This is a genomic window from Streptomyces auratus (assembly GCF_050433025.1).
Lineage (GTDB): Bacteria > Actinomycetota > Actinomycetes > Streptomycetales > Streptomycetaceae > Streptomyces > Streptomyces sioyaensis.
In genome coordinates, this window is sequence record NZ_JBNGCB010000001.1 from 710749 (window position 1) to 735365 (window position 24617).

The following is a 24617-nucleotide window of genomic DNA, read 5'->3' on the forward strand; positions in this document are numbered from 1 at the left end:
CGGCCGCCGGGGTCCGGGGCGGCTGCGCGGTGGCTCTGACCGGCGGCGAGCCGGGGACGCGCAGCGGGGCACACGGCCATGCGGTCAGTCCCTCCCGTAGGGAGCCGGGGTGCGTTCCGCGTCCCCGGACGTCTACAGTGCCACCCAATGGTCTACAACACTGTAGACGACCAGCGGCGCACCCCGCCCTGGCCGGGCACGGGCTCCTCATGCTCCGCGGGCCCGTCGGAGGCGGGGAGCCACCCAGCATTGTGGGCCACCGGCCCCCGCACGCTCACATCCGGAGTACTTCACAGCAACGCCTCGTAGGGTGCCGCACCATTCCCCTCAGCCCACAAAGAGGAGCCAGGATGCCGCTCACCATGATCAGTACGGCCATCGCCCCCACCACCACGGCAAGAAGGCCGCGACGGCCCACTGATCGCTGGGAGGCCGTTTCGTGACCCTCGCCTCCCACTCCGTTCACCCCCGGGGCGCCGGCCGTGCCGCGCCCGAACGGCCCGCCATCCCCGCGCCCGCCGTCGCCCCGGGCGACAAGACGCGGCCCGCCCCCGAAAAGCCGCGGGACGCGTTTTTCGACAATGCGAAGTATCTGGCCATCGTGCTGGTGGCCCTCGGCCATGCCTGGGAGCCGCTCTACGCCACCAGCCGGAGCGCGGCCGCGCTGTACATCTTCGTGTACGCCTTCCACATGCCCGCGTTCACCGTTGTCTCCGGCTATTTCTCGCGCAGTTTCGATATGCGCCGCGACCGGCTGCAACGGCTGGTCACCGGCGTCGTCGTCCCCTATCTCCTCTTTCAGACGGCCTATGCGCTGTTCCGTTACGCGGCCGGCGACACCCCGAGTTTCTCGGTCAGCCTGGCCGACCCCTGGTTCCTCACCTGGTTCCTGGTCGCCCTGTTCATCTGGCGGCTCACCGCGCCGCTGTGGCGGATCGTGCGGTGGCCGGTGCCGCTGGCCCTGGCGATCGCCGCGACGGCCTCCGTCTCGGATCTGGGCAGCGATCTGGATCTCCAGCGGGTCCTGCAGTTCCTGCCGTTCTTCGTCCTCGGCATGTGCCTGAAGGCAGAGCACTTCAACCGCCTGCGCTGCTGGCCGGCGCGCCTCGCCGCGCTGCCCGTCATCGCGGGGGCGCTGATCTTCGCGTACTGGGCCGTGCCGCGGATGAACGACGCGTGGTTCTACCACACCGACAGCGCACAGAACCTGGGCGTTCCGTGGTGGTGCGGCGTCCTGATGCAACTGGCCATGTTCGGCTGCTCGCTGGTGCTCACCGCCTGCTTCCTGGCCTGGGTGCCGGGCCGCCGGGCGTGGTGCACCGCACTGGGCGCCGGCACCCTCTACGGCTATCTGCTGCACGGCTTCCTCGCCAAGGGCTCCCGCTGGTGGGACTGGTACGACGCCGACTGGATCCACACGCCCTGGGGCGCCGTCGTCGTCACCCTGCTCGCCGGCGCGGTGGTGACCCTGCTGTGCACCCCACCGGTGCAGCGGATCTTCCGTTTCGCCATGGAGCCGAAGATGCGCTGGGCGTTCAGAGCCGAGCCCCGGCTCGGCGCGGCACCGGGGCGTAGGACATGACCCGGCAGAAAGGCAGAGCTGCATGACGAGGACCGCTCCCCGCATCCTGGTCGTCGAGGACGACCACGGCCTGCGTGACGTACTGGCCCGCGGACTGCGCGACGAGGAGTTCGACGTGGTGACCGCCGCCGACGGTGCGGCGGCGCTGCGCACCGTCGACGCGTCGGTGGACGCGGTGGTGCTCGATGTCGGGCTGCCGGATTCCGACGGGCGGGACGTCTGCCAGGCGATGCGGGGGGCGGGCGTCACCGTCCCGGTGATCTTCCTTACCGCGCACGGCAATCTCACCGACCGGCTCGCCGGTTTCGCCTCCGGAGGCGATGACTACCTCGCCAAGCCGTTTCACCTCAGCGAGCTGGTGGCCCGCGTCCGGGCGGTGCTGCGCCGCGCGGCCGCCGACGGCAGCATCGTCGGCGCCGACGGTGCGCTGCGGCTGGACCCGGTGCGGTACCACCTGACCGTGCACGGGGAGGCGGTCGCCCTGACGCCCACCGAATTCCGGCTGCTGGCCTGCCTCATGGCGGACCCCGGGGCCGTCGTCCGCCGCCGGGCCCTGCTGCGCGCGGGCTGGCCGGAGGGCGCCCAGGTCAGCGACAACACGCTGGACCAGTATCTGTGGCGGTTGCGCCGCAAGCTGCGCGAGGCGGACAGCCCGCGGGGCATCGGTACGGTCCGCGGCATCGGCTACCGCTTCGCATGAGGCGCCCCCAGCGCACCCTGCGCGGCCGGCTCGCCCTGATGGCCCTGATCACCGGCGCGGTGTGGGTCGCCGTCCTGACGACGGCCTTCAACCTGGCGCTGGAAAAGCGGCTGCACGAGCAGGCGGACGACGTGCTGCGCACCCGGGCGGAGGCCGTGGCGAGCACCGTGGAGGCCCGGCCGGACGGGCGGCTGGTGGTCCATGAGCCCGCCCAGGACCAGGCGCTGGACTCCGGAGTGTGGATCTACCAGGGCCGGCGGATCAAGGAACGGCCGCCCGGCGCACCCGCCGCACTGCAACGGCGGGCGGAACAACTGGCCGGCGGCCACGAGGTGTTCAGCGACGTCGCGGTCGGCGCCGACGGCGGGTCCGGCGCGACGCGGCTCTACGCCCTCCCGGTGCCCGCCACCTCCGGCCCCGGGCAGGCCGGCACCGTGGTCGCCTCGGTGAGCCTGGACGCCTACCGCAGCACGGCGGACGCCGCACTGGCCGGTTCCCTGGCGCTGGCGGTGCTGCTGCTCGGCACCGTCTACCTCCTCACCCGGCTCGTGGTGGGGCGCGCCCTGCGGCCGGTCGCCGAGATGAGCGACCAGGCCACCCGGTGGAGCGAGGCCGGCGCCCCGGAACGGTTCGGCGCGGCCGGCCGGCCCGCCGAACTCGCCTCGTTCGCCACCAGCCTCGACGCCCTGCTGGACCGGCTGGCCGCGGTGCTGCGCCATGAGCAGCACCAGGCCGCGGCGCTCTCCCACGAGCTGCGTACCCCGCTGGCCCGGATCACCGCGGAGACCGAATGGCTGGCCCGGCGCCCGAGGACCGCGGCCGAGCAGGACACCTCGCACGAGGCCATCGCGCACGCCGCCGCGACGATGCGGCAGATCTGCGACTCCCTGCTCTCCGAGGCCCGTACCCGCGGTGCGCAGACCCCCGGCAGCTGCCGCTTCCCCGCTCTCGCGGAGGAAATCGCCCGGCGCATCGCGGCCGACCACCCCGCCGCACCCGCCGTGGCGGTGACCGGCGAGCCGGTGACCGCGGGCGTACCGGCGGCGGTGGCCGAGCGGATCCTGGTGCCGCTGCTGGACAACGCCCGCCGGTACGCCGTACGCACCATCGCCGTCCACTGCACGGCCGGCGCCGGCCAGGTCACGCTGTATATCAGCGACGACGGTCCCGGCGTGCCCGAGGAGTTCCGCGGCGCGCTCTTCGAACCGGGCCGGCGCGCCGATCCCGGGGACGGGCACGACGGCGCGGGCCTCGGCCTGGCGCTGGCGCGGCGGCTGGCCCGCGCGGCCGGCGGTGACCTCACGCTGACCGCCGCCGGCCCCGGCGCACGCTTCGCCGTCACGCTTCCTGCGGGCTGACCTCCCCGGCCACGGCCACGTCCCGCTTGGTGCGGATGAGGTGGACGACGAGCCCGAGGATGACGGCCAGGAACAGCACGCTGGTGCCGACGGTGCCCAGTCCCAGGCCGCCGTCCTTGTGCGGCTGGGAGAGGTAGTCACCCATCGAGGCGCCGAGCGGCCGGGTCAGCACGTACGCGATCCAGAACGCCCAGATGGTGTGGAAGTCCAGGGTGAAGCGGGCCAGCGCCACGGCGGCGATCAGCGCGGCGAAGACGACGGCGGAGAACCAGTACCCCAGGTCCAGCCGCTCGGCGGTCAGATCGCCGGCCGAGGTGCCGAGCGCGAAGGTGAACAGGATCGCCAGCCAGTAGAAGGCCTCCCGGCGCGGGGTGCGAATGGTGTGGATCGACAGCGTCCGCTCGCTCAGGTACCAGGCGATGAAGGTCAGGGCGAGGAGGACGGCGAACACCGCCGTCGTCGTCTCCAGCGGCACCCCGAGGTTGTCGGTCAGGTTGTCGCTGATCAGCGTGCCGACCACGCTGATCAGGACCACGGCGAGCCAGTACAGCCCGGCGCGGTAGGCGCGCGCCCGGAACTGGAAGACCAGGGTGACGGCCAGCAGGCCGGCCATCAGGTACGAGGTGTTGGTCAGGCCCATGCCGAGGTTCTCGTTGAGCAGGTCGGCAGCGGTCTCACCGACCGTGGTGCACAAGACCTTGATCACCCAGAAGAAGGCGGTGACCTCGGGGACCTTGTTCAGCATCGGCGGTCGGTGCCGGGCGGGCGGGGTGGCGGGGTGCAGGTGGGTATCCGTTTCGGTGCTCATGGTGCCGGACGGTGTCAGGGGGCACCTGAACGCTGCCTGACCGGCTCAGGGCCGTGCCCCTCCCGCGGCTGCGAGGGGATCCTCCGGGGCACCCCGGCCGGCAGCCGCCGCCGGCGCCCCGCGGCTCCCTGATCGCCGCGCCGGATAGCATCAGTACTGTTGGCGTGGCTCATACGTGCGATGGCGGCTCTTTTTCGGGCCGGCCGGCTGCTTGACACCGACGGGACCGGATCCGTCTGCGAGCTGGCCGTCCGCCCGATGAGCCCAGGCCACCCGAACCAGCAGAGGCACCACTCATGGATCCAGCTGCCGCGGCATCACCACCCCGTACGGGCATCAGCCTGCGCCAGTTGCTGATGTCGCTCGGCGAACCCCTGGTGGAGCTGCAGGCCGCGCCCGCCGGGCTGGACGTCGAGATCCGCAGCGTGGCACTGCTCGACCCCGAGGACCCGCCGCGGGCGCACCCCGGTGAGCTGATCCTCGCGATAGGCGCCCGGGGCCGCGCCGCGTTCCCCGCGCTGCGGGTCGGCGGGCGGGACGGCGCCGCCGCCGTCGCGGTGAAGCTGGACGCTCCCGGCCAGGCCGCTTCGCTCACCGAGACCGCCGTCGAAGCGGGCGTGGCACTGCTGTCCGTACGGGGCGAGGCCCGCTGGGAGCAGGTGGACGCGCTGGCCCGGGCGGCCCTCGAAAGCGCGCCGCAGGGGCTCCCCGGCGAGGCGCCGGAGGAGGGCGACCTGTTCGCGCTCGCCCAGACCACGGCGATACTCACCGGCGGCATCGTCAGCATCGAGGACACCACCAACCGTGTGCTGGCCTACTCCCGCTCCACCGACTCCGACGAGGTCGACGATCTGCGGCGGCTGTCCATCCTCGGCTGGCAGGGCCCGGAGGCGTATCTGACGCGGCTGCGGAAGTGGGGGGTGTTCCAGCGGCTGCGCGCCTCCGACGAGGTGATCTGTATCGACAGCCACCCCGAGCTGGGGATCCGCCGCCGGCTCGCGGTGGCCATCCGGTCCGGCGAGCGCCAGCTGGGCACGATCTGGGTGCAGGAGGGCTCGACGCCGTTGACCGAGCAGTCGGACCAGGCGCTGCTGGGCGCCGCCCGGGTCGCCGCGCTGCATCTGGTGCGCCGCCGCCGGGAGCTCTCCGCCGATCTGACGCTGACCCGTACGCTTGCGGCCGGCCTCCTGGAGGGCAGCACCGGCCCCCAGCCGCTGGCGAGCCATCTGGCCCTGGACGCGGCCCGCCCGGCCGCCGTCCTCGGCTTCTCGTGCGGGGCCGCCGAGTCCGCCGCACCGGAGCTGACCCGCGCCGAGGTCAGCAATCTGATCTCGGTGCACACCGCGGCCCGGCACCGCAGTGCCCTGGTCACCCAGGTCGATGCGCGGATCTATGTGCTGCTGCCGCAGCTGCCGCGCAGCATCGACACCGGCACCCTGCGCGGCTGGGCGCAGGCGATCACCGAGGCCGCCCGCCTCCACCTGGGCCTGTCGTTGTGCGGCTCCGTCGGCTGTATCGTTCCGGGGCTCGGCGAGGTCCCCGACTCGCGCCGGGAGGCGGACCGGATCCTCGACGCCATGGTGACCGTCGGCGTCACCACCACGGTCGCCGCACTGCCGGACATCCAGGCGGAGGTGCTCGTCAGCGAGGTGCTCGCGCTGCTCAGTGCGCACCCCGAGATGCGTGACCCCCGGCTGACCGCCCTGATCGCCCATGACAGCCGGAACCAGGGGCAGTTGGCGGAAACCGTCCTCACCTATCTGAACGCCTTCGGCGATGTCCGGGCCGCCGCCGCGGAGCTGCATGTGCACCCCAACACGCTGCGCTACCGGATCCGCCGGGCGGAGGAGCTGACCGGCCTCGACCTCAACCGGCCGGACCAGCGGCTGCTGGCGATGCTCCAGCTGCGGCTGCCGCCCGCCGGCTGAGCCGGAGCCCGGCGCGGGCGCCCCACCGGCGCCGGCCGGCGGCACCGGGTCCGGCCCGGTGGCCGCGCACCCGCCCACTGGTCCACGATTCTCCTAAAATGGGCGATATTGCTCCATTGAGCAGACAGGTTCGCCATGATGACCTCGGAGAATGCCCCGCCAGGTGGGCCGGATCGCGCAAGCGACCTCGCACAGGCAGCCACCGCCGAACTCGACGGGCAGGGGCGGGTCATCGCCTGGACCCGGGCGGCGGAGCGGCTGCTGGGCTACCGGGCCGAGGAGATCCTCCACCGGCCCGCGACCCAGTTGCTGGCGATACCCGGCGATGCGGCGAAGGTGGCCGCCATGGCCCGGTGGTGCCGTGCCGCGGACGGCTGGGGCGGATCGGTGGCGGCACGCCACCGCGACGGCCGGAGTCTCCAGCTGGCGGTCCAGGCCACCCCGGTCCTCGACGGTGCCGGCGGCGAGCGGTGGTCGGTCCTCGCCCTGGAGGAGTGGCGGCTGCCGGGCGGCGGGGTGAACCGGCTGGTGCTCGAACCGTTCCTGGCGCATGCGCCGGTCGGGATGGCCGTGCTGGACACCGCGCTGCGCTACGTCTGGGTGAACGACGCCCTGGAGCGGCTGATCCCCCTGGACCGGCGGCTGGGGAGGAGGGTGGCGGAGGTGCTGCCGCCGCTGGAGGCCGAGGCCTTCGACGAGCGGATGCGGCAGGTGCTGACGACCGGGAAGCCGGTGATGGACTACGAATTCCGCAGCCCCACCTACGCGGACCCCGCCCAGGAGCGCTCCTACTCGGCGTCCTTCTTCGGGCTGTCGGACTCCCGGGGCCGGCGCATCGGCATCTGGTACATGGTCATCGACGTCACCGATCGCTGGCGGGCCCAGGAACGCCTGGCCCTGCTGAACGACGCCAGCGTCCGTATCGGCAGCACGCTGGACGTCACCCGGACCGCACAGGAACTGGCCGATGTCGCCGTCCCGGCGCTCGCCGACTTCGTCGCCGTCGATCTGCTGGATTCGGTCCTCAGAGGCGGGGAACCGGTTCCCGGGCCGGTCGACAGCACCCCCGTCATGCGCCGCTCGGGTCAGCAGTCGGTCCACGAGGGCTGCCCGGAGGCCGCCCTGGCCGTGGGGGAAGCCGTCCGGCGCTCCCCCACGTCACCCATCGCCCGCTGTCTGCTCACCGGCGAGTCGCTGGTGGAGCCGGTGCTGGACGTCGCCACCAGCGCCTGGGTCACCGAGGACGCGGCGCGGGCCGGGGTGATCCAGGAGTTCGGCTTCCGCTCGGTGATGGTGGCGCCGGTGCAGGCCCGTGGCATCACCCTGGGCGCGGCGACGTTCTTCCGGTCCCGCCGTCTGGGGCCCTTCGTCGCGGACGACGTACGGCTGGCCGAGGAGTTGGTCGCCCGGGCTGCCGTGTGTGTCGACAACGCGCGCCGCTTCACCCGGGAACGCACCGCGGCGCGGGTGATGCAGCAGAACCTGCTGCCGCACGAACTGACCGGCGGCTCCGCCCTGGAGGTCGCGTCGTGGTACTTCCCGGCGGACGCCCCGAGCGGGGTGGGCGGCGACTGGTTCGATGTGATTCCGCTGTCCGGGGCGCGGGTCGCCCTGGTCGTGGGGGACGTGGTCGGACACGGCCTCAACGCCGCGGCCACCATGGGGCGGCTGCGCACCGCCGTACGCACGCTGGCCAACCTGGACCTGCCGCCCGACGAACTGCTGGCCCGGCTGGACGACTTGGTCATCGGCCTGGTGAAGACGCACGGCAGCGAGCCGGCGACGGACGCCGGGAGTCCGAGCATGGCCTCGACCTTCATGGGAGCCACCTGTCTGTACGCCGTGTACGACCCGGTCAGCCGGCGGTGCAGCATGGCGCGCGCGGGGCATCTGCCGCCGCTGATCGTCCGTCCCGACGGCACCGTCGACTCCCCCGACCTGCCGGCCGGGCCACCGCTCGGTCTCGGGACGCTGCCCTTCGAGGCCTTCGAGCAGGAACTGGCCGAGGGCAGCCTGATCGCGCTCTACACCAACGGGCTGATCACGACCTGCGACCGGGACATCGGCGTCGGGCTGTCCCGGCTGGGCACCGCCCTCGCGGTCCCCGGACCGGCGTTGCAGGACATCGGCGAGAACGTGGTCAACGCCCTGATGACCGGCCCGCCGTCGGACGACGCCGCGCTGCTGCTGGCCCGGACCCACGCCCTGGACACGCACCAGGTCGCCTCCTGGGAGCTGCCCGCCGACCCGGCGGTGGTCGCCCGCGCCCGTACCCTCGCCGGCGAGCAGCTGTCGGAGTGGGGAATGGACGAGCTGCTGTTCACCACGGAGCTGATCGTCAGCGAACTGGTCACCAACGCCATCCGCCATGCCGCCGGACCGATCACCCTGCGGCTGATCCGGCAGGACGCCCTGATCTGCGAGGTCTTCGACACCAGCAGCACCTCGCCGCGGCTGCGGCACGCCCGGACCACCGACGAGGGCGGACGCGGGCTGTTCATCGTCGCGCAGCTCGCCCGGCAATGGGGCACCCGCTACACCCCGACCGGCAAGATCATCTGGACCGAGCAGAGCATGCCGGCCGGACCCGATACCTCCGATGAACCGTTCTGAGCCCCGCTCGCCCGGCCGGTCTTCCGGAGGCTGCCCCGCTCAGCCGGCTCCGGGAGCGGCACGGGCCGTGTCCAGCCCGTCCCCGGCCGCCGCCGCGGGCACATGCCCGCAGTCGTCCCCGGCCGACACGGGCCAGCCGACGAGACCGTGTACGGGCAGGTCGACATAGTCGCAGTCGGTATCGGCCACGACCTGCCGCGGCGGCCCACCGGCCGGCCGGGACGTCAGATGGGCGGTCACATAGGCCGCGCTCGTCCGGACGATGTCGCGGGTCAGCCCCAGGGGGAGCAGCGAGCGGGTCTCGGCGATCGCCTCGTCCTCGCCGGCCCGCAGCACCACCCGCACCTCGGGCGCCACCGCATGGGCGGCGACCGCGACGGCGATGTTGTCGAGCTCGTGGGAGCCGACGGCCGCGAGGGCGCACGCCCGCCCCAGCCCGAGCCGCGCCAGCACCTCGCGGTCCTCACCGTGCGCCAGCACCACGGGTATCCCCATCGACCGCGCGAGGCGGAGGTTCGGGGCGGCGGGCTCGCGCTCCACGCCGATCACCGGCACCCCCAGCTGACGCAGCGTCTGGCACAGCCGCAGCCCCACCTGCCCCAGCCCCACCACGATGACGTGACCGGAACGGGGCAGCACCCGCGGCCCCAGGACCCCGACCAGCCGCGGGCCGAAGAGCCGGTCGACGATGCCCGCGGTCAGCAGCGCGGTGAAGCCCACCGTCACCAGCATCGCCACCCCGGACACCACCTCGTAGCCGGGGTGGCCGTCGTGCGGTGCGGCCGGCCCCACCCCGGCGACGACCCGGGCGGCTTCCAGGAAGGCGGTGCTGACCGGCCGGTGGAACACGCTCACCAACCACGCCCAGTCCAGCGCCAGGACGGCCACGATGCCCAGCAGCCCGATGAGCAGCAGCCGGGCGTCCGCGTCATGGGGTTGCAGCTGTCCGCGCAGCCGTCCGAGCAGCGACCGCCGCCGGGCCGCCGCGCTCGCCCGCCACGGCGTCTCCACCAGCCGTCCCCGCTGCCGGCGGACCGCCACCGCCCCGTGCCCGTCGTCCCGTACGGCGAGCGCGTCGGGGTCGACGCACAGACCGGCCAGCGTCGGCGCCAGGAGATCGGCGGGCGAGACGGGTACGCAGTCGTGCAGGAGCAGCCGCAGCTGCTGCGCCACGGTGCGGTCGAAGACCGTGACGACGATCCGGACGCGGTCGCAGACATGGCGTACCGCGAGGGCGTAGCGCAGCGCGGACAGATCGTCGCCCACCAGGACGGCGACGCCGTCGGGCCGTGCGGCGAGCGCACGGCGCAGGTCCCGGTCGTCGGGTGCGGCGAGGTGGTCGACCCGGTGGCCGCTGCCGTCCAGCGAGGCGCAGACCCGGCGGGCCAGCGTGGTCGCCCCGATCACCACGAACCGCTCGCTCGGAGGCGTCGTCGCAGGCGCCTTCGGAGATGCCGCACTGCCTTCATCCGGCGTTCCGCCAGCGGACCCACCGCCGTCGCCCAGCCCCGGTGGGGTGGGGGAAGAAGCGGTGGTCACAGCGGTAGGAGTCTGTCGGGCGGGGGGAAGGGCGGCCATGGAGTCCCCTTGCGCGTCGGCCGGCGGTATGACCGAACTCACGCTAGAGCGCGCGAGGTGCGGGGCATCTGTGCTGCTGACCAAGGGTTCGCGCGCGGCATTGTCCGAGCGCACCAGCCGCCGCTCAAAGCCCGCCGAGGCAGGCCTGGTTGGCCGCTTCCCTACTGGGCGGAACGGCGCTTCCCGATAGCGTGAGCTGCCTTCTTCGCTCCGGCACATTGGTCGTTCGGACAGCCATCGAGAACTAATTTGTCCGTTCTCACAAATATTTCGCGGCGCACCGCCACATACGCTTGCGCAAATCCAATCCGGACGTGATGCGGCTCACCTCTCATGAGGAGGACGGGCGAATAGCGTGGCGGCGCCAAACAAGCGCTCCCCCATCCACGCAGGCATCCGTGGGCCGCGGCCGATGTGCGTCGCGCCTTGGAACTCCGACAGGGCCATGATCGCCACCTGCCAGCACCCGGCCCTGTCGTGCGTCCGGTCATCGAGGCGATCAGCAGTCACCACATGCAGGACCCTCCAACCCTCATTGGATGTTCAGATGTCAACTTCTCCCTCCAGCTCTGTGGCTGCCCCGCCCGCCCCGCCGGGGAACGGGCAGGCTCCAGAGCAGTCCGGTCTGCAGTCGGGCCTCAAGAACCGCCATCTGTCCATGATCGCCGTCGGTGGAGTCATCGGCGCCGGCCTGTTCGTCGGCTCCGCCTCCGGCATCGCCGCCGCCGGCCCCGGCATCCTGCTGTCGTACGCCCTGGTCGGCGCGCTGGTCGTCTTCGTGATGCGGATGCTCGGCGAGATGGCGGCCGCCAACCCGACCTCCGGCTCCTTCTCGGCGTACGCGGACCGGGCGCTCGGCCGCTGGGCCGGTTTCTCCATCGGCTGGCTGTACTGGTTCTTCTGGGTCGTGGTCCTCGCGGTCGAGGCGACCGCCGGCGCCGCGATCCTGACCAGTTGGGTCCCGGCCGTCCCGCAGTGGGCCTGGGCGCTGATCGTGATGATCGTCCTGACCACCAGCAACCTCGCCTCGGTCTCCTCGTTCGGTGAGTTCGAGTTCTGGTTCGCGGGTATCAAGGTCGTCGCCATCACGGCCTTCATCATCATCGGCGGCCTGGCGATATTCGGTGTGCTGCCCGGCACCCACCACGCGGCCACCGGATTCGGGAACCTCACCTCCCACGGCGGCTTCCTCCCACACGGACCCAGCGCGATCCTCACCGGTGTGCTGATGGTCGTCTTCTCCTTCATGGGCAGCGAGATCGTCACCCTCGCCGCCGGTGAGTCCGAGGACCCGGAGCGTGCGGTCACCAAGGCCACCAAGAGCGTGATCTGGCGAGTCGGCATCTTCTACCTCGGCTCGATCCTCGTGGTCGTCTCCCTGCTGCCGTGGAACTCCCCCGCGATCGCCAAGCACGGCTCCTACGTAGCGGCCCTGGACTCGATCGGCATCCCGCACGCCGGCCAGATCATGAACGTCATCGTGCTGACCGCCGTGCTGTCCTGCCTCAACTCCGGTCTCTACACCGCCTCCCGGATGGCCTTCTCCCTCGGCCAGCGCGGCGACGCCCCGAAGGCCTTCGCCCGGACGAACTCCCGTGGCGTCCCGCAGGCCGCGATCGTGGCCTCGGTCCTCTTCGGCTTCATCGCGGTGGGCTTCAACTACCTGTGGCCGACCACGGTCTTCCAGTTCCTGCTGAACTCCTCGGGCGCGGTCGCGCTCTTCGTCTGGCTGGTCATCTGCTTCTCGCAGCTGCGGATGCGCGGCATCATCCAGCGCGAGAACCCCGAGAAGCTGCTCGTCCGGATGTGGCTGTTCCCGTACCTGACGTGGGCGACGATCGCCATGATCTCGTTCGTGCTGGTCTACATGCTCACCGACGACAGCGACGGCGGTGGCCGGATCCAGGTGCTGCTGTCGGTGCTCGTCGCCGCGCTGGTGGTCGCGATCTCGCTGGTCCGCGACCGGCTCGGCCGCGGCTCCGCCGAGAAGGCAGCCGTCACCACCCGCTAGCCGGGAAACGTGCCGTACGGGCAGAGGTGCCCTCCCCCGCACCTCTGCCCGTACGGCACGTCCGCACGTCCGCGCCTCCTCACGTCCACACGTCCGCGCCTCCTCACGTCCACACGTCGGCACGTCCGCACCTCCTCACGTCCACACCTCAGACACCTCGGACACCTCCACACCGGACCCACTACTCTCGACCGCACCGACACCCCGACGCACCAGGGAAGACCGCCGCAGACATGCCTGTGTTCAGACGCCGCAAAGGCAGCCTTCCCCGCCTGGTCCCCGAGTTCGACGATGCCCCTCTGGGCCAGGTACGGCGACGCGTCGAGACCTGCTGGTCCCGCGGTTCGCTGGACACCGCGGTCATGGCCCTGATGGCGAACGTGATCGACGACGCCGGCGAGGACTGGGACCGCAAGGCCCACCGGCTGGCGGTGCTCGCGGGGTCCGCGGGACGGTCGCTGCCCGGCATCTGGCGCCAGCACCGCCCGGAGCACCACGGCGCCCTGCTGCTCCACGCCTGGTCGGATCTGCTGCACGCCCGGCAGCAGGATGCCGCCGTCGATCTGGACGCCACTTGGGAGACCTGCCGGCTCGCGGCCGAACTGGTCCCCGCCGACCCCACGCCGTGGACCCTGCAGCTGGCCCTCCTCCGCCTGGAGCGGCGCCCGTCCTCGGAGCTGTCGGCGATCTGGCGCGAGATCAAGGCCCGCGATCCGTGGAACCGTGAGGCACATCTGCAGGCCCTGGGCTATCTGTCGCCGGACGAGTGCGGCTCCAGCGCCCTGGTGCTGGATCTGCTCGACGGCGTCCGCTCCGCCATGCCGTCCGATGCCCCGGCCGCCGGACTGGAGCTCACCGCCTACGTCCGCAGCCACCAGCGGGCGGTCGCCGAAGGCGGGCTGGCGGCCGTGGGTGCCGGCGAGATCTGGCGCCGCCCCGACGCCGCCAGGGCACTCGACCATGCCGCGCACTACTGGACCAGCCCGGGGTTCCTCGGCCACGCGGCCGCCCTGGCGGACCTCAATCTGCTGGCCTATGCGCTGCTCAAGTCCTCCCGGACCGGCGAGGCCGGGGCCGTGCTGCGCGCCACCGGAGGCGTGGTGGCTCCCTGGCCGTGGAGCCTGGAGGGCGACCCCGTGGAGCGGTACGCGCACTACCACGGGCGGTATGCGAGCGATGACCCCGACGCAGGTTCCGCGGGGCGCGGGGGCCGGCGGCGCTGACGGCACGACCGGCGAGCGCAAGAGGCTGCCGACAACTCGGCCCCGCTGAAAGGCGCGTACCGGGGCGCGGAGCATATGTGCGAGCGCCTACCCGGAACGGGTGGTTTTGTCGACTCTTGCGACGTATCGGGAGTGTCCGGCTCTCTTCCAGGGGATCCCCTCACGGAAGAGGGTTGGGAGATCCGCATGCGCGACAGTGTCAGCACCGGCCGCCCGGCGGCACGTGACGGCCGGCGCATGCTGCTGTTCCTGGCGCTGCTGGCCCTGGTGTTCGCCACGCTGACGCCCTGCGGTGTGCACGCCCCGGCCCTCGATCCCACCGGCTGCCCGCCCCGGTCCGGGGCCCCTGCCGCAGCCGCCCCGGCCGAAGGCCCGTGCCTGCCCGCGGGACCGGTGCTGGCGTCGAACGACGGTGCCGCCAAGCATCCGGGCAGCGGCGTCCGTCGCCTGTGCGAGGCGACGCTCTGTCATCTGCGCCCGCACCTCCCCACCGGGGCCGGCGGCAAGACGCTCGGGGACTCTCCCGTAACGGAGAGCAGCCCAGCCCCTGGAGATGCCTCCTCCGCGGTGGTCATGACGGCCGCCGCTCCCGCCGCGCCGAAGCGAGCGGCCGTCCTGCGCTGCTGAGCCGGCCCGGTCGCACTCAACTCCCCCTGTTCCCACGGGACTTGTGGTGAGTGCGGCCTGCCGTCGTCAGCGCTTTGGACTTCCACCGCAGGAGATGTGGCATGCCCCTCGACGTCTTTGCCGCGCTCGGCGCGCTCGTCCGTGCCGAGGCCAGGCGCACCGCACCGGATCCCAGGACCGCACCCGCCGACGAGACCCTGCCCCGGCCCCCGGCCAGCCCGGCTCCCCCGCCGGACGGCCCGCCGGCCGCCGCCCCTGGCGCCACTCCCCCGGCCCGCAGGTGCCTGCTGTCCCGGATGCTGCAGAGGCTGGCGGCGCTCTTCCGCTAGGGGGTGTCTCTCCGGGCTGCGGGGCGGCCGCACGGGCACCGGGCCGCTCGGCCGGGCGGGGGGGCGTCGGCCGCGTCGCCCGGTGGGGCCGCGGCCGGCTCGCCGCCCGGCACCGTTTGTCCGTGCCCGCGGTAGGCGCGATCCTGGGGTCATGGCCACCGTCGCAGGCTCGGACACGGTGTCCGGCTGGGCCGTCCACCGCCCTGGCCCGGTCACCTCCGGGCCACTGGCCTTCGTCCGCCGCCCCACCCCCGAGCCGGGCCCCGGCGACCTGCTGCTCAGGGTGGAGGCCTGCGGTGTCTGCCGTACGGATCTGCATCTGGCGGAGGGCGATCTGGCCCCGCACCGAACGGCTACCGTGCCGGGCCACGAGATCGTCGGCCGGGTGGCCGCCACCGGCGAGGCGGTGACGCAGTTCCGGGTCGGCGACCGGGCCGGCGGGGCATGGCTGCGCGGCACCTGCGGGGTCTGCCGGTATTGCCGTGCGGGACACGAGAACCTCTGCCCGGACTCCCGCTACACCGGCTGGGATGCCGATGGCGGCTTCGCCGAGGCCGCGCTCGTGCCCGCGGACTACGCCTACCCGCTGCCGGACGACCAGGACGCCACGCTGCTGGCGCCGCTGCTCTGCGCCGGGATCATCGGCTACCGCGCGCTGCGCCGCAGCGCGCTGCCCCACGGCGGCCGGCTCGGCCTCTACGGCTTCGGCGGCTCGGCGCATCTGGCCGCGCAGGTCGCCCTCGCCGAGGGCGCCACCGTCCATGTGCTGACCCGGTCCCCGCAGGCCCGTGAACTCGCCCTCGAACTGGGCGCGTCCTCGGCGAGCGGCGCCTACGACAGCCCGCCCGAACCGCTGGACTCGGCGATCCTCTTCGCGCCGGTGGGCGATCTCGTGCCGGTGGCGCTGGCGGCGCTGGACCGGGCGGGAACCCTCGCCGTGGCCGGGATCCACCTCAGCGACATTCCCCCGCTCACGTATCAGCGCCATCTCTTCTACGAGCGCAACCTGTGCAGCGTGACCGCCAACACCCGCCAGGACGGCCGGGAGTTCCTGGCGGCCGCGGCGCGGATCGGCATCCGGGTCACCGTCAGCCCGTATCCGCTGCGCCGCGCCCCGCAGGCACTCGCGGACCTGGCCGCCGACCGGGTGCAGGGGGCCGCCGTGCTGACGCCGGACTGATCCGGGGACCGGCGGCCGCCGGGCCGGTCCGTCCGCGCCACCCCGCCCGCCGCGGACGCATCAAGCCCCTCCCCGGTCACCCGTCGTGTTCCGCCTGTCGACTAGCTCCCGCCTCCCTGCGTGCCGCACCATGGAGACAAGGCGGTAATTTCCGACTTATCCGATGAGGCGGTGGCGGGGCGGACGCCCTGGCCCCCGAGGGCGGATACGGCGACCGTGGCTTACGACGACGGCTTCCGGCGTACGGAGGCGGTGCAGGCAGTGACCGCACGAGTCCTTGGGTCTACCGGGGCCGAGCTGACCGCCGTCTACGTGCCGGCCGAAGCGGACGGCGAACTTCAGCTGGCCGAGATGGTCGGCGGCTCCGGTGTCCCGTACGGACTGCCGACGCGCTACACGCTGTCCGGCACCTCGCCGGTCGCCACGGTGTTCCGCACCGGCGTCCCCCTCTGGCTGAGCCCGGCCGAACTCGCGGAGTACGGCACCGTCGGTCCCCCGGAGACCTCCGGCGCGGACGCCTGGAACGAGTCCGGCACACCCCCCGCAGATGTCTCACTGGCCGTGCTGCCGCTGGGCGGGGAGACCAAGCGGCTGGGGTGCCTGGTGGTCGTGGAGCAGGCCGCGGAGGCCTTCGACGACGACCGCCGGCATCTTCTGGAGCTGCACGCCGACCAGGTGGCCGCGGGGCTGGAGGCCGTGGGCGCCCGGGTCATGGCACGGACCGAGCGGCGGTCGCTGCTGGGGCCGGGGCTGGACACCCTCCGTGGCGGCGCCTTCACCCTGATGCTGCGCACCGGACGGATGGAGGCGGACCGGCAGGTGCTGGAGCTGTTCGGTATCCCTCCCGAGCAGTTCGACCGGCGGGTGGAGACCCTGCTGGCGCACACCGCACCGGACGATGTACCCGCCCTGATGTCGATCGTGGAGCCGGGCCGGCAGCCCGTCCCCGGCCAGCAGCTGTCGATCCGTATCCGCCGGACCAATGGCGAGCTGCGCTGGCTGACGCTGCGCAGCCGGGTGCTGGTGGACGCCGACGGCGCCCCGGAACGGATGCTCGGGGTGGTCGCCGACGCCTCGTATCTGCGCCCCACCGCCGACGAGGTCTCCATCGTGCAGCGGCTGTCCGCCGCACTGGGCGGTGCCACGACCGTCCGGGACGTCAGCCGGGTGGTGGTCGCCGCGCTGCGGCTGCCGCTGGCGGCAAGCCGGGTCGCGGTGGCCGAGCTGGAGGCGGACCGGCTGGTGGTGTCCGTCCTCGATCCCCCGGAACCCGCGGACTGGCCCGCCTACTGGCAGTCGGAGTGGCGGTCCGAGTGGCCCGATACGTCGTGCCAGTCGATGCCCACGCTGGAGAGCGTGCTGCGGGCCGGCCATGTGGCCCTGTGGCCGCGGGGGGCCGCCCTCGAACCCGGCCTGGCGGACATCGGGCCCGGCGGCCTCGCCGTGCTGCCGCTGCCGGCCGACGGCCGGATCGTCGGGGTGTGCCTGCTGGGGTGGGACAAGGAGCATGCGTTCGGGCCGGAGGAGCGGTCCCTGCTGACCGCGACCGCCGGTCTGGTGGGGCAGGCCCTGGTCCGCGCCCATGCGATGGACGCGGGGCACGAGCTCGCCACGATGCTCCAGCGCAGTCTGCTGCCCCGCAAGCTGCCGTCGCTGCCCGGCGGGGTGGCCGTCGCCCGCTATCTGCCCGCCACGATGGGGCTCGAAGTGGGCGGTGACTGGTACGACGTCATCCCGCTCTCCGACGGCCATGTCGCGCTCGTCATCGGCGACGTGGAGGGCCACAGCGCTGGCGCCGCCACGATCATGGGCCAGATGCGCACCGCCATCCGGGCCTACGCGGTGGAGGGCCACCCGCCGGATGTGGTGGTCTCGCACGCCAACCGGCTGCTCCTGGGCATGGAGACCGATCTGTTCGCCACCTGCTGCTATGTGGACCTGGACATGGAGGAGGGCATCGCCTGGTTCGTCCGGGCCGGACATCTGCCGCCGCTGCTGCGGCTGCCCGACGGCAACACCGAGGTACTGCCGGTCGAGGGCGGGCCGCCGCTGGGCGTGGCCGGGGACGGGGAGTTCCCGCTGACCGAGGTCGGGCTGGCCCCGGGCACCGTGCTGGTGCTGCTCACGGACGGCCTGGCCGAGTCGGCCACCGTCCCCCTCGACGACGGCATCGGCCGGGTGTGTGAGGCACTCACCGCCGCCGATCCGGCCGATGCCGGGCGGCTCGCCGATGACCTGCTCGGCAGCGCCAAGCGGCGCGACGACGACGTGGCGCTGCTGGTGCTGCGCTACGACGGGATGCGGGTCCGCCCCACCCGCGTGCGCTGGGCGGTGTGGCGCCTGCCCGACGCGGTGATGCACGCCCGTCGCTTCACTGCCCGCACCCTGCGCACCTGGGGCGTGACGGAAGAGATGGACGTGGCCCTGCTGGTGGTGTCCGAGCTGGTCACCAACGCCATTGCGCACACCCAGGGCGAGGTCCGGCTGGATCTGACGCTGACCGCGGACCGGCTGCGGGTCGCGGTGAACGACGCCTCGCCGCGCGCCCCGGCCAAGCCGGCGAGCGTGGACTGGGAGGCGACCGGCGGCCGCGGGCTGCTGCTCGTCGAGGCGATGTCGGCGTCCTGGGGTTCGGTGCCGCTGAGCGGCGGCAAGCAGGTGTGGAGCGAGATCCCCCTCCAGCCGGGAGAGCGGCTGGTCGCGGCGGACGCTCCGGACGCTCCGGACGCTCCGGACGTCCACTGGAACGGCGAGGAGGTGCGCTGAGGTGCGTGCACGGCTGCGCGGAGCCGGCGTGATCCTGGCCGGGCTGTGCCTGATCGCGGGCCCGGTCGCGTGCGGGGAGGCCGGCGGAGTGCACGAGCCCGGCAGGCCGTCCGGCGGGCCCGTGCGGATCGGTGTGCTGCTCCCGGACAACACCTCGCGCTTCTACAAGTTCGACCGGCCGCTGATCGAGAAGGAGATCCACCGGCTGTGCCGCGAATGCACGGTGGAGACGGTCAGCGCACAGCACGATGTGGCCACCCAGCAGCAGCAGATGGACGCAATGATCACCAAGCGGGTCGAGGTGCTGGTGCTCGACGCCGTCGACTCCAAGTCGCTGCGCTCCTCGGTCGACGACGCGCACAAGGCGGGCATCCCCGTCGTCGCCTACGACCGCCTCGCGGAGGGGCCGGTCTCGGCGTACGTCTCCTTCGACGGTGCGAAGGTCGGCAAGTTGCAGGGCGAGGCGCTGCTCAAGGCGCTCGGCAGCAAGGCGCACAACGGCCAGATCGTCATGATGAACGGCGCTTCGACGGACCCCAACTCCGCCTGGTTCAAGCGGGGTGCGCTGGCCGCGCTCCAGGGCAAGGTGAAGATCGGCAAGGCCTACGACACCGCCGGCTGGCGGCCGGAGAACGCCAACCTCAATATGTCCGCCGCCATCTCGGCGCTCGGCGCCGACACCATCATCGGCGTCTACTCCGCCAATGACGGACTCGCCGCCGGCATCATCTCCGCCCTGCGGGCTGCCAAGATCGATCCGCTGCCGCCGGTCACCGGCCAGGACGCCGAACTCGCCGCGATTCAGCGCATCGTCAAGGGCGATCAGCTGATGACCGTCTACAAGCCCTTCACGCCCGAGGCGGATACCGCCGCCGCGATGGCCGTCGCGCTGGGACGCGGCAAGAGCCTCGGCACCATCACCACACACAAGGTCAACAGCCCCACCACCCAGGGCATTCCGGCCGTGCTGCTCACCCCGATCCCGGTGACCGTGCACCACATCAAGGACACCGTGGTCAGGGACGGGATGTACACCATCGAGCAGATCTGCACCCCCAAGTTCGCGGCCGCCTGTCTGAAGGCGGGGCTCACCAGGTAAGGCAGGTACCCATGGACTCCGGCGCATCCGTCCGGCGACCGCCGTCGCCGCCGCTGCTGGCGCTGCGCGGCGTCTTCAAGCGATTCGGCGCCGTCCAGGCGCTGGCCGATGTCGATCTGGAGGTCCGTGCCGGTCAGGTCGTCGCGCTGGTGGGCGACAACGGCGCGGGCAAATCCACGCTGATCAAGGTGATCGCGGGGGTGGACCCCGCCGACGAGGGGGTGGTCGAGTGGGACGGCCGGCCCGTCCAGATCACCCGGCCCCACGAGGCCCAGGCCCTGGGGATCGCCACCGTCTACCAGGACCTCGCGCTGTGCGACAACCTCGATGTGGTCGGCAATCTCTTCCTCGGCCGTGAGATCCACCGGGTCGGTGTGCTCGACGAGGTGGAGATGGAGCGCCTGACCCTGGACCTGCTCGACACCCTCGCCATCCGGATGCCCGATGTGCGCCTCCCGGTGGCCTCGCTCTCCGGAGGCCAGCGGCAGACCGTCGCGATCTCCCGCTCACTGCTCGGCGAACCGCGGCTGGTGCTGCTCGACGAGCCCACCGCGGCCCTGGGCATCGAGCAGACCGCCCAGGTCCTCGACCTCGTGGAGCAGCTGCGCGAACGTGGCCTCGGCGTGCTCCTCATCAGCCACAACATGGGGGACGTCAAGGCCGTCGCGGACTGGATCGCGGTGCTGCGGCTGGGCCGCAACAACGGGTTCTTCGATGTGACGACCACGTCCCACGAGCAGATCATCTCCTCGATCACCGGAGCCACCGACAACGCCGTGACGCGCCGCGCCTCCCAAGGGTGGGGGGCGTAGCCGTGAGCCGGACATGGACGCTGCGGAAGCAGAAGCAGGCCGGTGCACAGAGCGGCGGGGCCGGAGCCGTCACCGCCGCCGACCGGCGGCAGCTCGCGGCCGGGGCCGGCGGCCAGAACCCCCTGGAGATCCTCAAGCGCCGGTTCCACAGCGGTGAGCTCGGCTCGGTGCCGGTCGCCCTCGGCCTGGTCGTGGTGTGGATCATCTTCGAGAGCCTCAACGAGAACTTCCTCTCGCCGCGCAATCTGTCCAATCTGAGCGTGGACATCGTCGGCCCCGGCATGATCTCGGTCGGCGTCGTCTTCGTGCTGCTGCTCGGCGAGATCGACCTTTCGGTCGGCTCGGTGAGCGGCCTGGCGGCGGCCGTTTTCGCGGTGCTGAGCGTCAACCAGGGCATGCCGGAGGCACCGGCGCTGCTCCTCGCGGTGCTCGGCGGCACGGTGATCGGGGCCGTCCAGGGATTCTTCCTCGCCAAGGTCGGGGTGCCGGCGTTCGTGGTCACCCTTGCGGGCCTGCTGGGCTGGAACGGCCTGATGCTCTACATCCTGGGCGCCAGCGGCACGATCAATATCGACGAAAACGGGCTGGTCGCGAAGCTGACCAGCTACTACTTCACCAATGTGGCCGCCGCGTACGGCCTGGCGGCGCTCGGCACGGCCGCCTTCTTCCTCACCTCCTACCACGGTGTGCGCCGCCGCCGGGCGGCCGGTGTGCCCTGCCGGCCGCTGAGCGAGATCGTGCTGCGCACGGGCGTGCTGGCGGTGATCTCCCTGGCGGCGGCCTGGGTGCTCAACCAGTTCCTGGGGCTCCCGCTCGCCCTGCTGATCTTCCTCGTGATGCTCGTGGGGCTCGACTACGTCCTGCGCCGCACGCCCTACGGCCGCATGATCTTCGCGCTCGGGGGCAGCGTCGAGGCGTCCCGGCGCACCGGCCTCAATGTGAGCCTGGTGCGGATCTCGGTCTTCATGGTCTCCGGGACGATGGCCGCGATCGGCGGCCTGTTCCTGGCCTCGCGCGTCACCTCGGCGAGCCAGACGTCCGGCGGGGGCAATCTGCTGATGGACGCCATCGCCGCCGCGGTCATCGGTGGCACCAGCCTCTTCGGCGGCCGGGGCCGGACCTGGTCGGCGCTGCTCGGCGTCCTGGTCATCCAGTCGATCGCCTCCGGGGTGGCCCTGATGGGCATCCAGACCGCCGTGCAGTTCATGATCACGGGCGGGGTGCTGCTCGTCGCCGTGGTCATCGACTCGCTCTCCCGGCGGGCACAACGGGCGCACGGGCGGGTGTGACGCGCCGGGGCGGCGGGAGTTTGCGCCCCGGCCGGTCACGGAACACCTCAGCCGATGTCCGCGATCCTGCATGCCCTCTTCATCACCGGATCCATGACCTGGGAAATCACCTGGGCGCTGATCCTGGGTTTCGCGCTGTCCGCGGTCGTCCAGGCCGTGGTGCACCGCTCCACCGTGGTCGGCCTGCTCGGCGACGACCGTCCCCGCACCCTGACGATGGCCGCCGCGCTGGGCGCCGCGTCCTCGTCCTGCTCGTACGCCGCGGTCGCCCTGGCCCGCTCGCTCTTCCTCAAGGGGGCGAACTTCACGGCCGCGATGGCGTTCGAGATCGCCTCCACGAACCTGGTGATCGAACTCGGCGTGATCCTGGCGCTGTTGATGGGGTGGCAGTTCACGGCCGCCGAGTTCATCGGCGGACCGGTCATGATCGTGCTGCTGGCCCTGCTGTTCCGCCTCTTCCTGCGGGACGCCCTGCTGCGCACGGCCCGCCGGCAGGCCGAACGGGGGCTGGCCGGATCGATGGAGGGGCATGCCGCCATGGACATGTCCGTACGCCGCGGCGGGTCCTTCGCCCGGCGGCTGTTCTCCGCCGAGGGCTACACCTCGACCTCGCACGTCTTCGTCATGGAGTGGGCCGCGATCCTCAAGGACCTGGTGATCGGCCTGCTGATCGCCGGCGCCATCGCCGCCTGGGTCCCGGACAGCTTCTGGCGCGCCTTCTTCTTCGAGGGGCACCCGCTGGCCGCGAAGCTGTGGGGGCCGCTGATCGGCCCGCTGGTCGCGATCGCCTCGTTCGTCTGCTCCATCGGCAATGTGCCGCTGGCGGTGGTGCTGTGGAAGGGCGGTATCAGCTTCGGCGGGGTGGTCGCCTTCATCTTCGCCGACCTGCTGATCCTGCCGATCCTGAACATCTACCGGAAGTACTACGGCGCCGGAATGTCCCTCTTCCTGCTGGCCACCTTCTACCCGGCCATGGTGGTGGCGGGCTATTTCGTGGAATTCACCTTCGGCGCACTGGGTCTGATCCCCCGCCAGGCCGACGCCACGATCCCGATGTCCGGCGTCTCCTGGGACTACACCACCTGGCTGAACATCGCCTTCCTCCTCCTCGCCGCCGCCCTGGTCCACCGCTTCCTGCGCACCGGGGGCAGGGCCATGCTCCGCATGATGGGCGGCGCCCCGCCCGACGGCCGGGGGACGCACCCCGCGCCCGGCGGCGGTCGCGGCCCGCACTGACGAAGGTCGGTCGGTCAAAGGACGAAAGTCTGATGCCCCGGCGGACCGGGCCGCGCACCGTGGGGTGTAGGCGCGGATCTCTCTAGCGCGCCGGGATGGAACGAAACCATGAAGGATGTCGTCACGGCAGGGGTGGACGGTACACCCGAATCCCTGTCGGCGGTCCTGTGGGCGGCACGCGAGGCCCAGCTGCGGCAGGCACAACTGCGGCTGCTGCACGCGTGGGTGCTGCTGGCACCGGAGCCGAAGCACCGCCCGCCTCCCGACCAGGACCAGAACTACTGGCCGCACCGGATGATGCACGAGACGGCCGCGGAGGTGCGCACCCGCTTCCCGGACCTCCCGGTGGAGATGATGCTGGTGCCCAAGGACCCGCTGGACGCCCTCCGGGAGGCCGCGGAGGTCTCGGACCTGCTGGTCCTCGGCGCCCAGGACCTGGGCCCGGTGTCCCGCTACGCCCTCAGCGAGCTGGGGCTGAAGCTGGTGCCGTGCACCAACGCCCCCACGGTTCTGGTGCACGCCCGGCAGGAGGACACCGCCGAGCGGGACCGAGCCGTACTGGTGGGGCTGAGCCTGCACGACCCGTGTGTGTCGCTGCTCGATTTCGCCTTCGCCGCGGCCTCCCGGCGGCGAACCACCCTGCGGGTCCTGCACGGCAGGCACCTGCCCTCGTACGCGTACAACCGCGGCGGTGGGGTGGAGGCGAGCGCCGCCCGGGAAGCGGCGCACCATGCCCGCCAGGAGCTGTCCGCGGCGCTGGATCCGTGGCGGGAGAAGTACCCGGACCTGCCGGTGGACCACCGGGTGGCGATGGAGAGCCCGGCTCCTGCGCTGGTGCACCACGCCGCGGACGCCGAGCTGCTCGTCGTCGGCCGCCGGCACCGGTACCGGTACCGGCTGCCGGGCCCGCGGATCGGCCGTGTCGTCCAGTCGGTCGTCCACCGCGCGCCGTGTCCGGTGGCCGTGGTGCCGCACGAAGAGACGCCGTCCAGGGGCTGAGACGGCCCGCGGCCGCCGGAGGACGCCCCGCCCCGGAAGGCGGATGATGGCGGTGAGGGCTGACGCCCGGGACCGGCTGCCGGCGGGGGGCGGCGGGCGGCCCGGTCGCGCCCGTCCGCGGGCTCCGGCGGCGGCGCCCCGGGAAAGGAAGCGGAGGCAATCCATGGGACACACAGTCGAGTGGCCCGTCCGGCTGTACCTCGTCGAGGAGGACGGGCGGACCACGGCGCGGGTGGCGCTGCACACCGGAACCACCACGCTCACCGGGCAGGGCACGGCCCGGTGCAGCCCCGACGACCAGGACGTACCGGAGATCGGGGACGAGATCGCGGCCGGCCGCGCGATGCGGGACCTCGCCGGACAACTGCTGCAGGTGGCCGACAAGGACCTCGAAGGCGTCGGCGCCGCACCGCCCCGGCGTGAGCAGCGCGTCGCCTACGGCTGGACGAGTGCGATGGCGTGAGCCCGGTGCGGGCCGG

Annotated in this window: 19 protein-coding genes; 17 read left to right on the top strand and 2 right to left on the bottom strand. The window is 72.5% G+C overall.

What is annotated here, in order from left to right:
• Nucleotides 1-439 precede the first annotated feature (439 nt).
• The 3 genes from BKA18_RS02840 to BKA18_RS02850 are packed head-to-tail and all read left to right on the top strand — an operon-like array spanning nt 440 to nt 3640.
• On the top strand, nt 440-1582 hold the full coding sequence (locus tag BKA18_RS02840; protein WP_429638129.1) for an acyltransferase family protein: 1143 nt from the start codon (nt 440-442) through the stop codon (nt 1580-1582).
• A gap of 22 nt (nt 1583-1604) precedes the next feature.
• Nucleotides 1605-2282 carry a response regulator transcription factor gene (locus tag BKA18_RS02845; RefSeq protein WP_006606702.1) on the top strand — a complete coding sequence of 226 codons (678 nt, stop codon included), beginning with the start codon at nt 1605-1607 and terminating at the stop codon, nt 2280-2282.
• On the top strand, nt 2279-3640 hold the full coding sequence (locus tag BKA18_RS02850) for an ATP-binding protein (RefSeq protein WP_366045952.1): 1362 nt from the start codon (nt 2279-2281) through the stop codon (nt 3638-3640). The genes BKA18_RS02845 and BKA18_RS02850 overlap by 4 nt, the downstream gene beginning before the upstream one ends.
• Here BKA18_RS02850 and BKA18_RS02855 read toward each other — a convergent pair.
• Complete coding sequence (locus BKA18_RS02855) at nt 3621-4448, bottom strand: COG4705 family protein (protein ID WP_429638131.1); 828 nt, start codon at nt 4446-4448, stop codon at nt 3621-3623. The two genes, BKA18_RS02850 and BKA18_RS02855, sit on opposite strands and share 20 nt — an antisense overlap.
• 296 nt (nt 4449-4744) lie before the next feature.
• On the opposite strand from BKA18_RS02855, the gene BKA18_RS02860 reads away from it, so the two are divergent.
• Both BKA18_RS02860 and BKA18_RS02865 read left to right on the top strand, forming a co-directional pair.
• Nucleotides 4745-6376: a helix-turn-helix domain-containing protein gene (locus BKA18_RS02860; RefSeq protein ID WP_366045953.1), complete on the top strand. Its 1632-nt coding sequence runs from the start codon at nt 4745-4747 to the stop codon at nt 6374-6376.
• A 135-nt stretch (nt 6377-6511) separates the two neighbouring features.
• Nucleotides 6512-8989, top strand: a complete 2478-nt coding sequence (locus BKA18_RS02865; protein ID WP_366045954.1) for a SpoIIE family protein phosphatase — start codon at nt 6512-6514, stop codon at nt 8987-8989.
• A 39-nt stretch (nt 8990-9028) separates the two neighbouring features.
• Here BKA18_RS02865 and BKA18_RS02870 read toward each other — a convergent pair whose 3' ends face one another.
• Nucleotides 9029-10399, bottom strand: coding sequence for an NAD-binding protein (locus BKA18_RS02870; RefSeq protein WP_366045955.1), 1371 nt, complete (start codon nt 10397-10399; stop codon nt 9029-9031).
• 715 nt (nt 10400-11114) lie between these two features.
• Here BKA18_RS02870 and BKA18_RS02875 point away from each other — a divergent pair.
• From BKA18_RS02875 to BKA18_RS02930, 12 genes are all read left to right on the top strand, one after another.
• Nucleotides 11115-12578, top strand: a complete 1464-nt coding sequence (locus tag BKA18_RS02875; RefSeq protein WP_040901182.1) for an amino acid permease — start codon at nt 11115-11117, stop codon at nt 12576-12578.
• Between the two features lie 233 nt (nt 12579-12811).
• Nucleotides 12812-13801, top strand: a complete 990-nt coding sequence (locus BKA18_RS02880; RefSeq protein ID WP_366045956.1) for a hypothetical protein — start codon at nt 12812-12814, stop codon at nt 13799-13801.
• 186 nt (nt 13802-13987) lie between these two features.
• Nucleotides 13988-14428, top strand: coding sequence for a hypothetical protein (locus tag BKA18_RS02885; RefSeq protein ID WP_366045957.1), 441 nt, complete (start codon nt 13988-13990; stop codon nt 14426-14428).
• Between the two features lie 101 nt (nt 14429-14529).
• Nucleotides 14530-14757: a hypothetical protein gene (locus BKA18_RS02890; protein WP_366045958.1), complete on the top strand. Its 228-nt coding sequence runs from the start codon at nt 14530-14532 to the stop codon at nt 14755-14757.
• A gap of 151 nt (nt 14758-14908) precedes the next feature.
• On the top strand, nt 14909-15937 hold the full coding sequence (locus BKA18_RS02895) for a zinc-dependent alcohol dehydrogenase family protein (RefSeq protein ID WP_366045959.1): 1029 nt from the start codon (nt 14909-14911) through the stop codon (nt 15935-15937).
• A 216-nt stretch (nt 15938-16153) separates the two neighbouring features.
• The gene (locus BKA18_RS02900) at nt 16154-18703 is read left to right on the top strand and encodes a SpoIIE family protein phosphatase (protein ID WP_429638133.1); all 2550 of its coding nucleotides are present in this window, start codon (nt 16154-16156) and stop codon (nt 18701-18703) included.
• Nucleotide 18704: 1 nt separating this feature from the next.
• A complete protein-coding gene (locus tag BKA18_RS02905; RefSeq protein ID WP_366045960.1) occupies nt 18705-19802 on the top strand; it encodes a substrate-binding domain-containing protein in 1098 nt (365 codons plus the stop codon).
• A gap of 11 nt (nt 19803-19813) precedes the next feature.
• Nucleotides 19814-20614, top strand: a complete 801-nt coding sequence (locus BKA18_RS02910) for an ATP-binding cassette domain-containing protein (RefSeq protein ID WP_006606688.1) — start codon at nt 19814-19816, stop codon at nt 20612-20614.
• A gap of 2 nt (nt 20615-20616) precedes the next feature.
• Nucleotides 20617-21903: a sugar ABC transporter permease gene (locus BKA18_RS02915; protein WP_429638135.1), complete on the top strand. Its 1287-nt coding sequence runs from the start codon at nt 20617-20619 to the stop codon at nt 21901-21903.
• 54 nt (nt 21904-21957) lie between these two features.
• Entirely contained in the window at nt 21958-23139 is a 1182-nt protein-coding gene (locus tag BKA18_RS02920) for a permease (protein WP_366045961.1), read from the top strand.
• 108 nt (nt 23140-23247) lie between these two features.
• Complete coding sequence (locus BKA18_RS02925) at nt 23248-24138, top strand: universal stress protein (protein WP_366045963.1); 891 nt, start codon at nt 23248-23250, stop codon at nt 24136-24138.
• A 163-nt stretch (nt 24139-24301) separates the two neighbouring features.
• Nucleotides 24302-24601 (top strand): dsRBD fold-containing protein, encoded by a 300-nt coding sequence (locus tag BKA18_RS02930; protein ID WP_235446135.1) that lies wholly within the window; start codon nt 24302-24304, stop codon nt 24599-24601.
• The last annotated feature ends 16 nt before the right edge of the window (nt 24602-24617 follow it).

Coding starts and splice junctions, on each gene's coding strand:
- BKA18_RS02845 (WP_006606702.1), top strand. CDS start 1,605: ATGACGAGGACCGCTCCCCGCATCCTGGTCGTCGAGGACGACCACGGC.
- BKA18_RS02850 (WP_366045952.1), top strand. CDS start 2,279: ATGAGGCGCCCCCAGCGCACCCTGCGCGGCCGGCTCGCCCTGATGGCC.
- BKA18_RS02855 (WP_429638131.1), bottom strand. CDS start 4,448: ATGAGCACCGAAACGGATACCCACCTGCACCCCGCCACCCCGCCCGCC.
- BKA18_RS02860 (WP_366045953.1), top strand. CDS start 4,745: ATGGATCCAGCTGCCGCGGCATCACCACCCCGTACGGGCATCAGCCTG.
- BKA18_RS02865 (WP_366045954.1), top strand. CDS start 6,512: ATGATGACCTCGGAGAATGCCCCGCCAGGTGGGCCGGATCGCGCAAGC.
- BKA18_RS02875 (WP_040901182.1), top strand. CDS start 11,115: ATGTCAACTTCTCCCTCCAGCTCTGTGGCTGCCCCGCCCGCCCCGCCG.
- BKA18_RS02880 (WP_366045956.1), top strand. CDS start 12,812: ATGCCTGTGTTCAGACGCCGCAAAGGCAGCCTTCCCCGCCTGGTCCCC.
- BKA18_RS02885 (WP_366045957.1), top strand. CDS start 13,988: ATGCGCGACAGTGTCAGCACCGGCCGCCCGGCGGCACGTGACGGCCGG.
- BKA18_RS02890 (WP_366045958.1), top strand. CDS start 14,530: ATGCCCCTCGACGTCTTTGCCGCGCTCGGCGCGCTCGTCCGTGCCGAG.
- BKA18_RS02895 (WP_366045959.1), top strand. CDS start 14,909: ATGGCCACCGTCGCAGGCTCGGACACGGTGTCCGGCTGGGCCGTCCAC.
- BKA18_RS02910 (WP_006606688.1), top strand. CDS start 19,814: ATGGACTCCGGCGCATCCGTCCGGCGACCGCCGTCGCCGCCGCTGCTG.
- BKA18_RS02920 (WP_366045961.1), top strand. CDS start 21,958: ATGTCCGCGATCCTGCATGCCCTCTTCATCACCGGATCCATGACCTGG.
- BKA18_RS02925 (WP_366045963.1), top strand. CDS start 23,248: ATGAAGGATGTCGTCACGGCAGGGGTGGACGGTACACCCGAATCCCTG.
- BKA18_RS02930 (WP_235446135.1), top strand. CDS start 24,302: ATGGGACACACAGTCGAGTGGCCCGTCCGGCTGTACCTCGTCGAGGAG.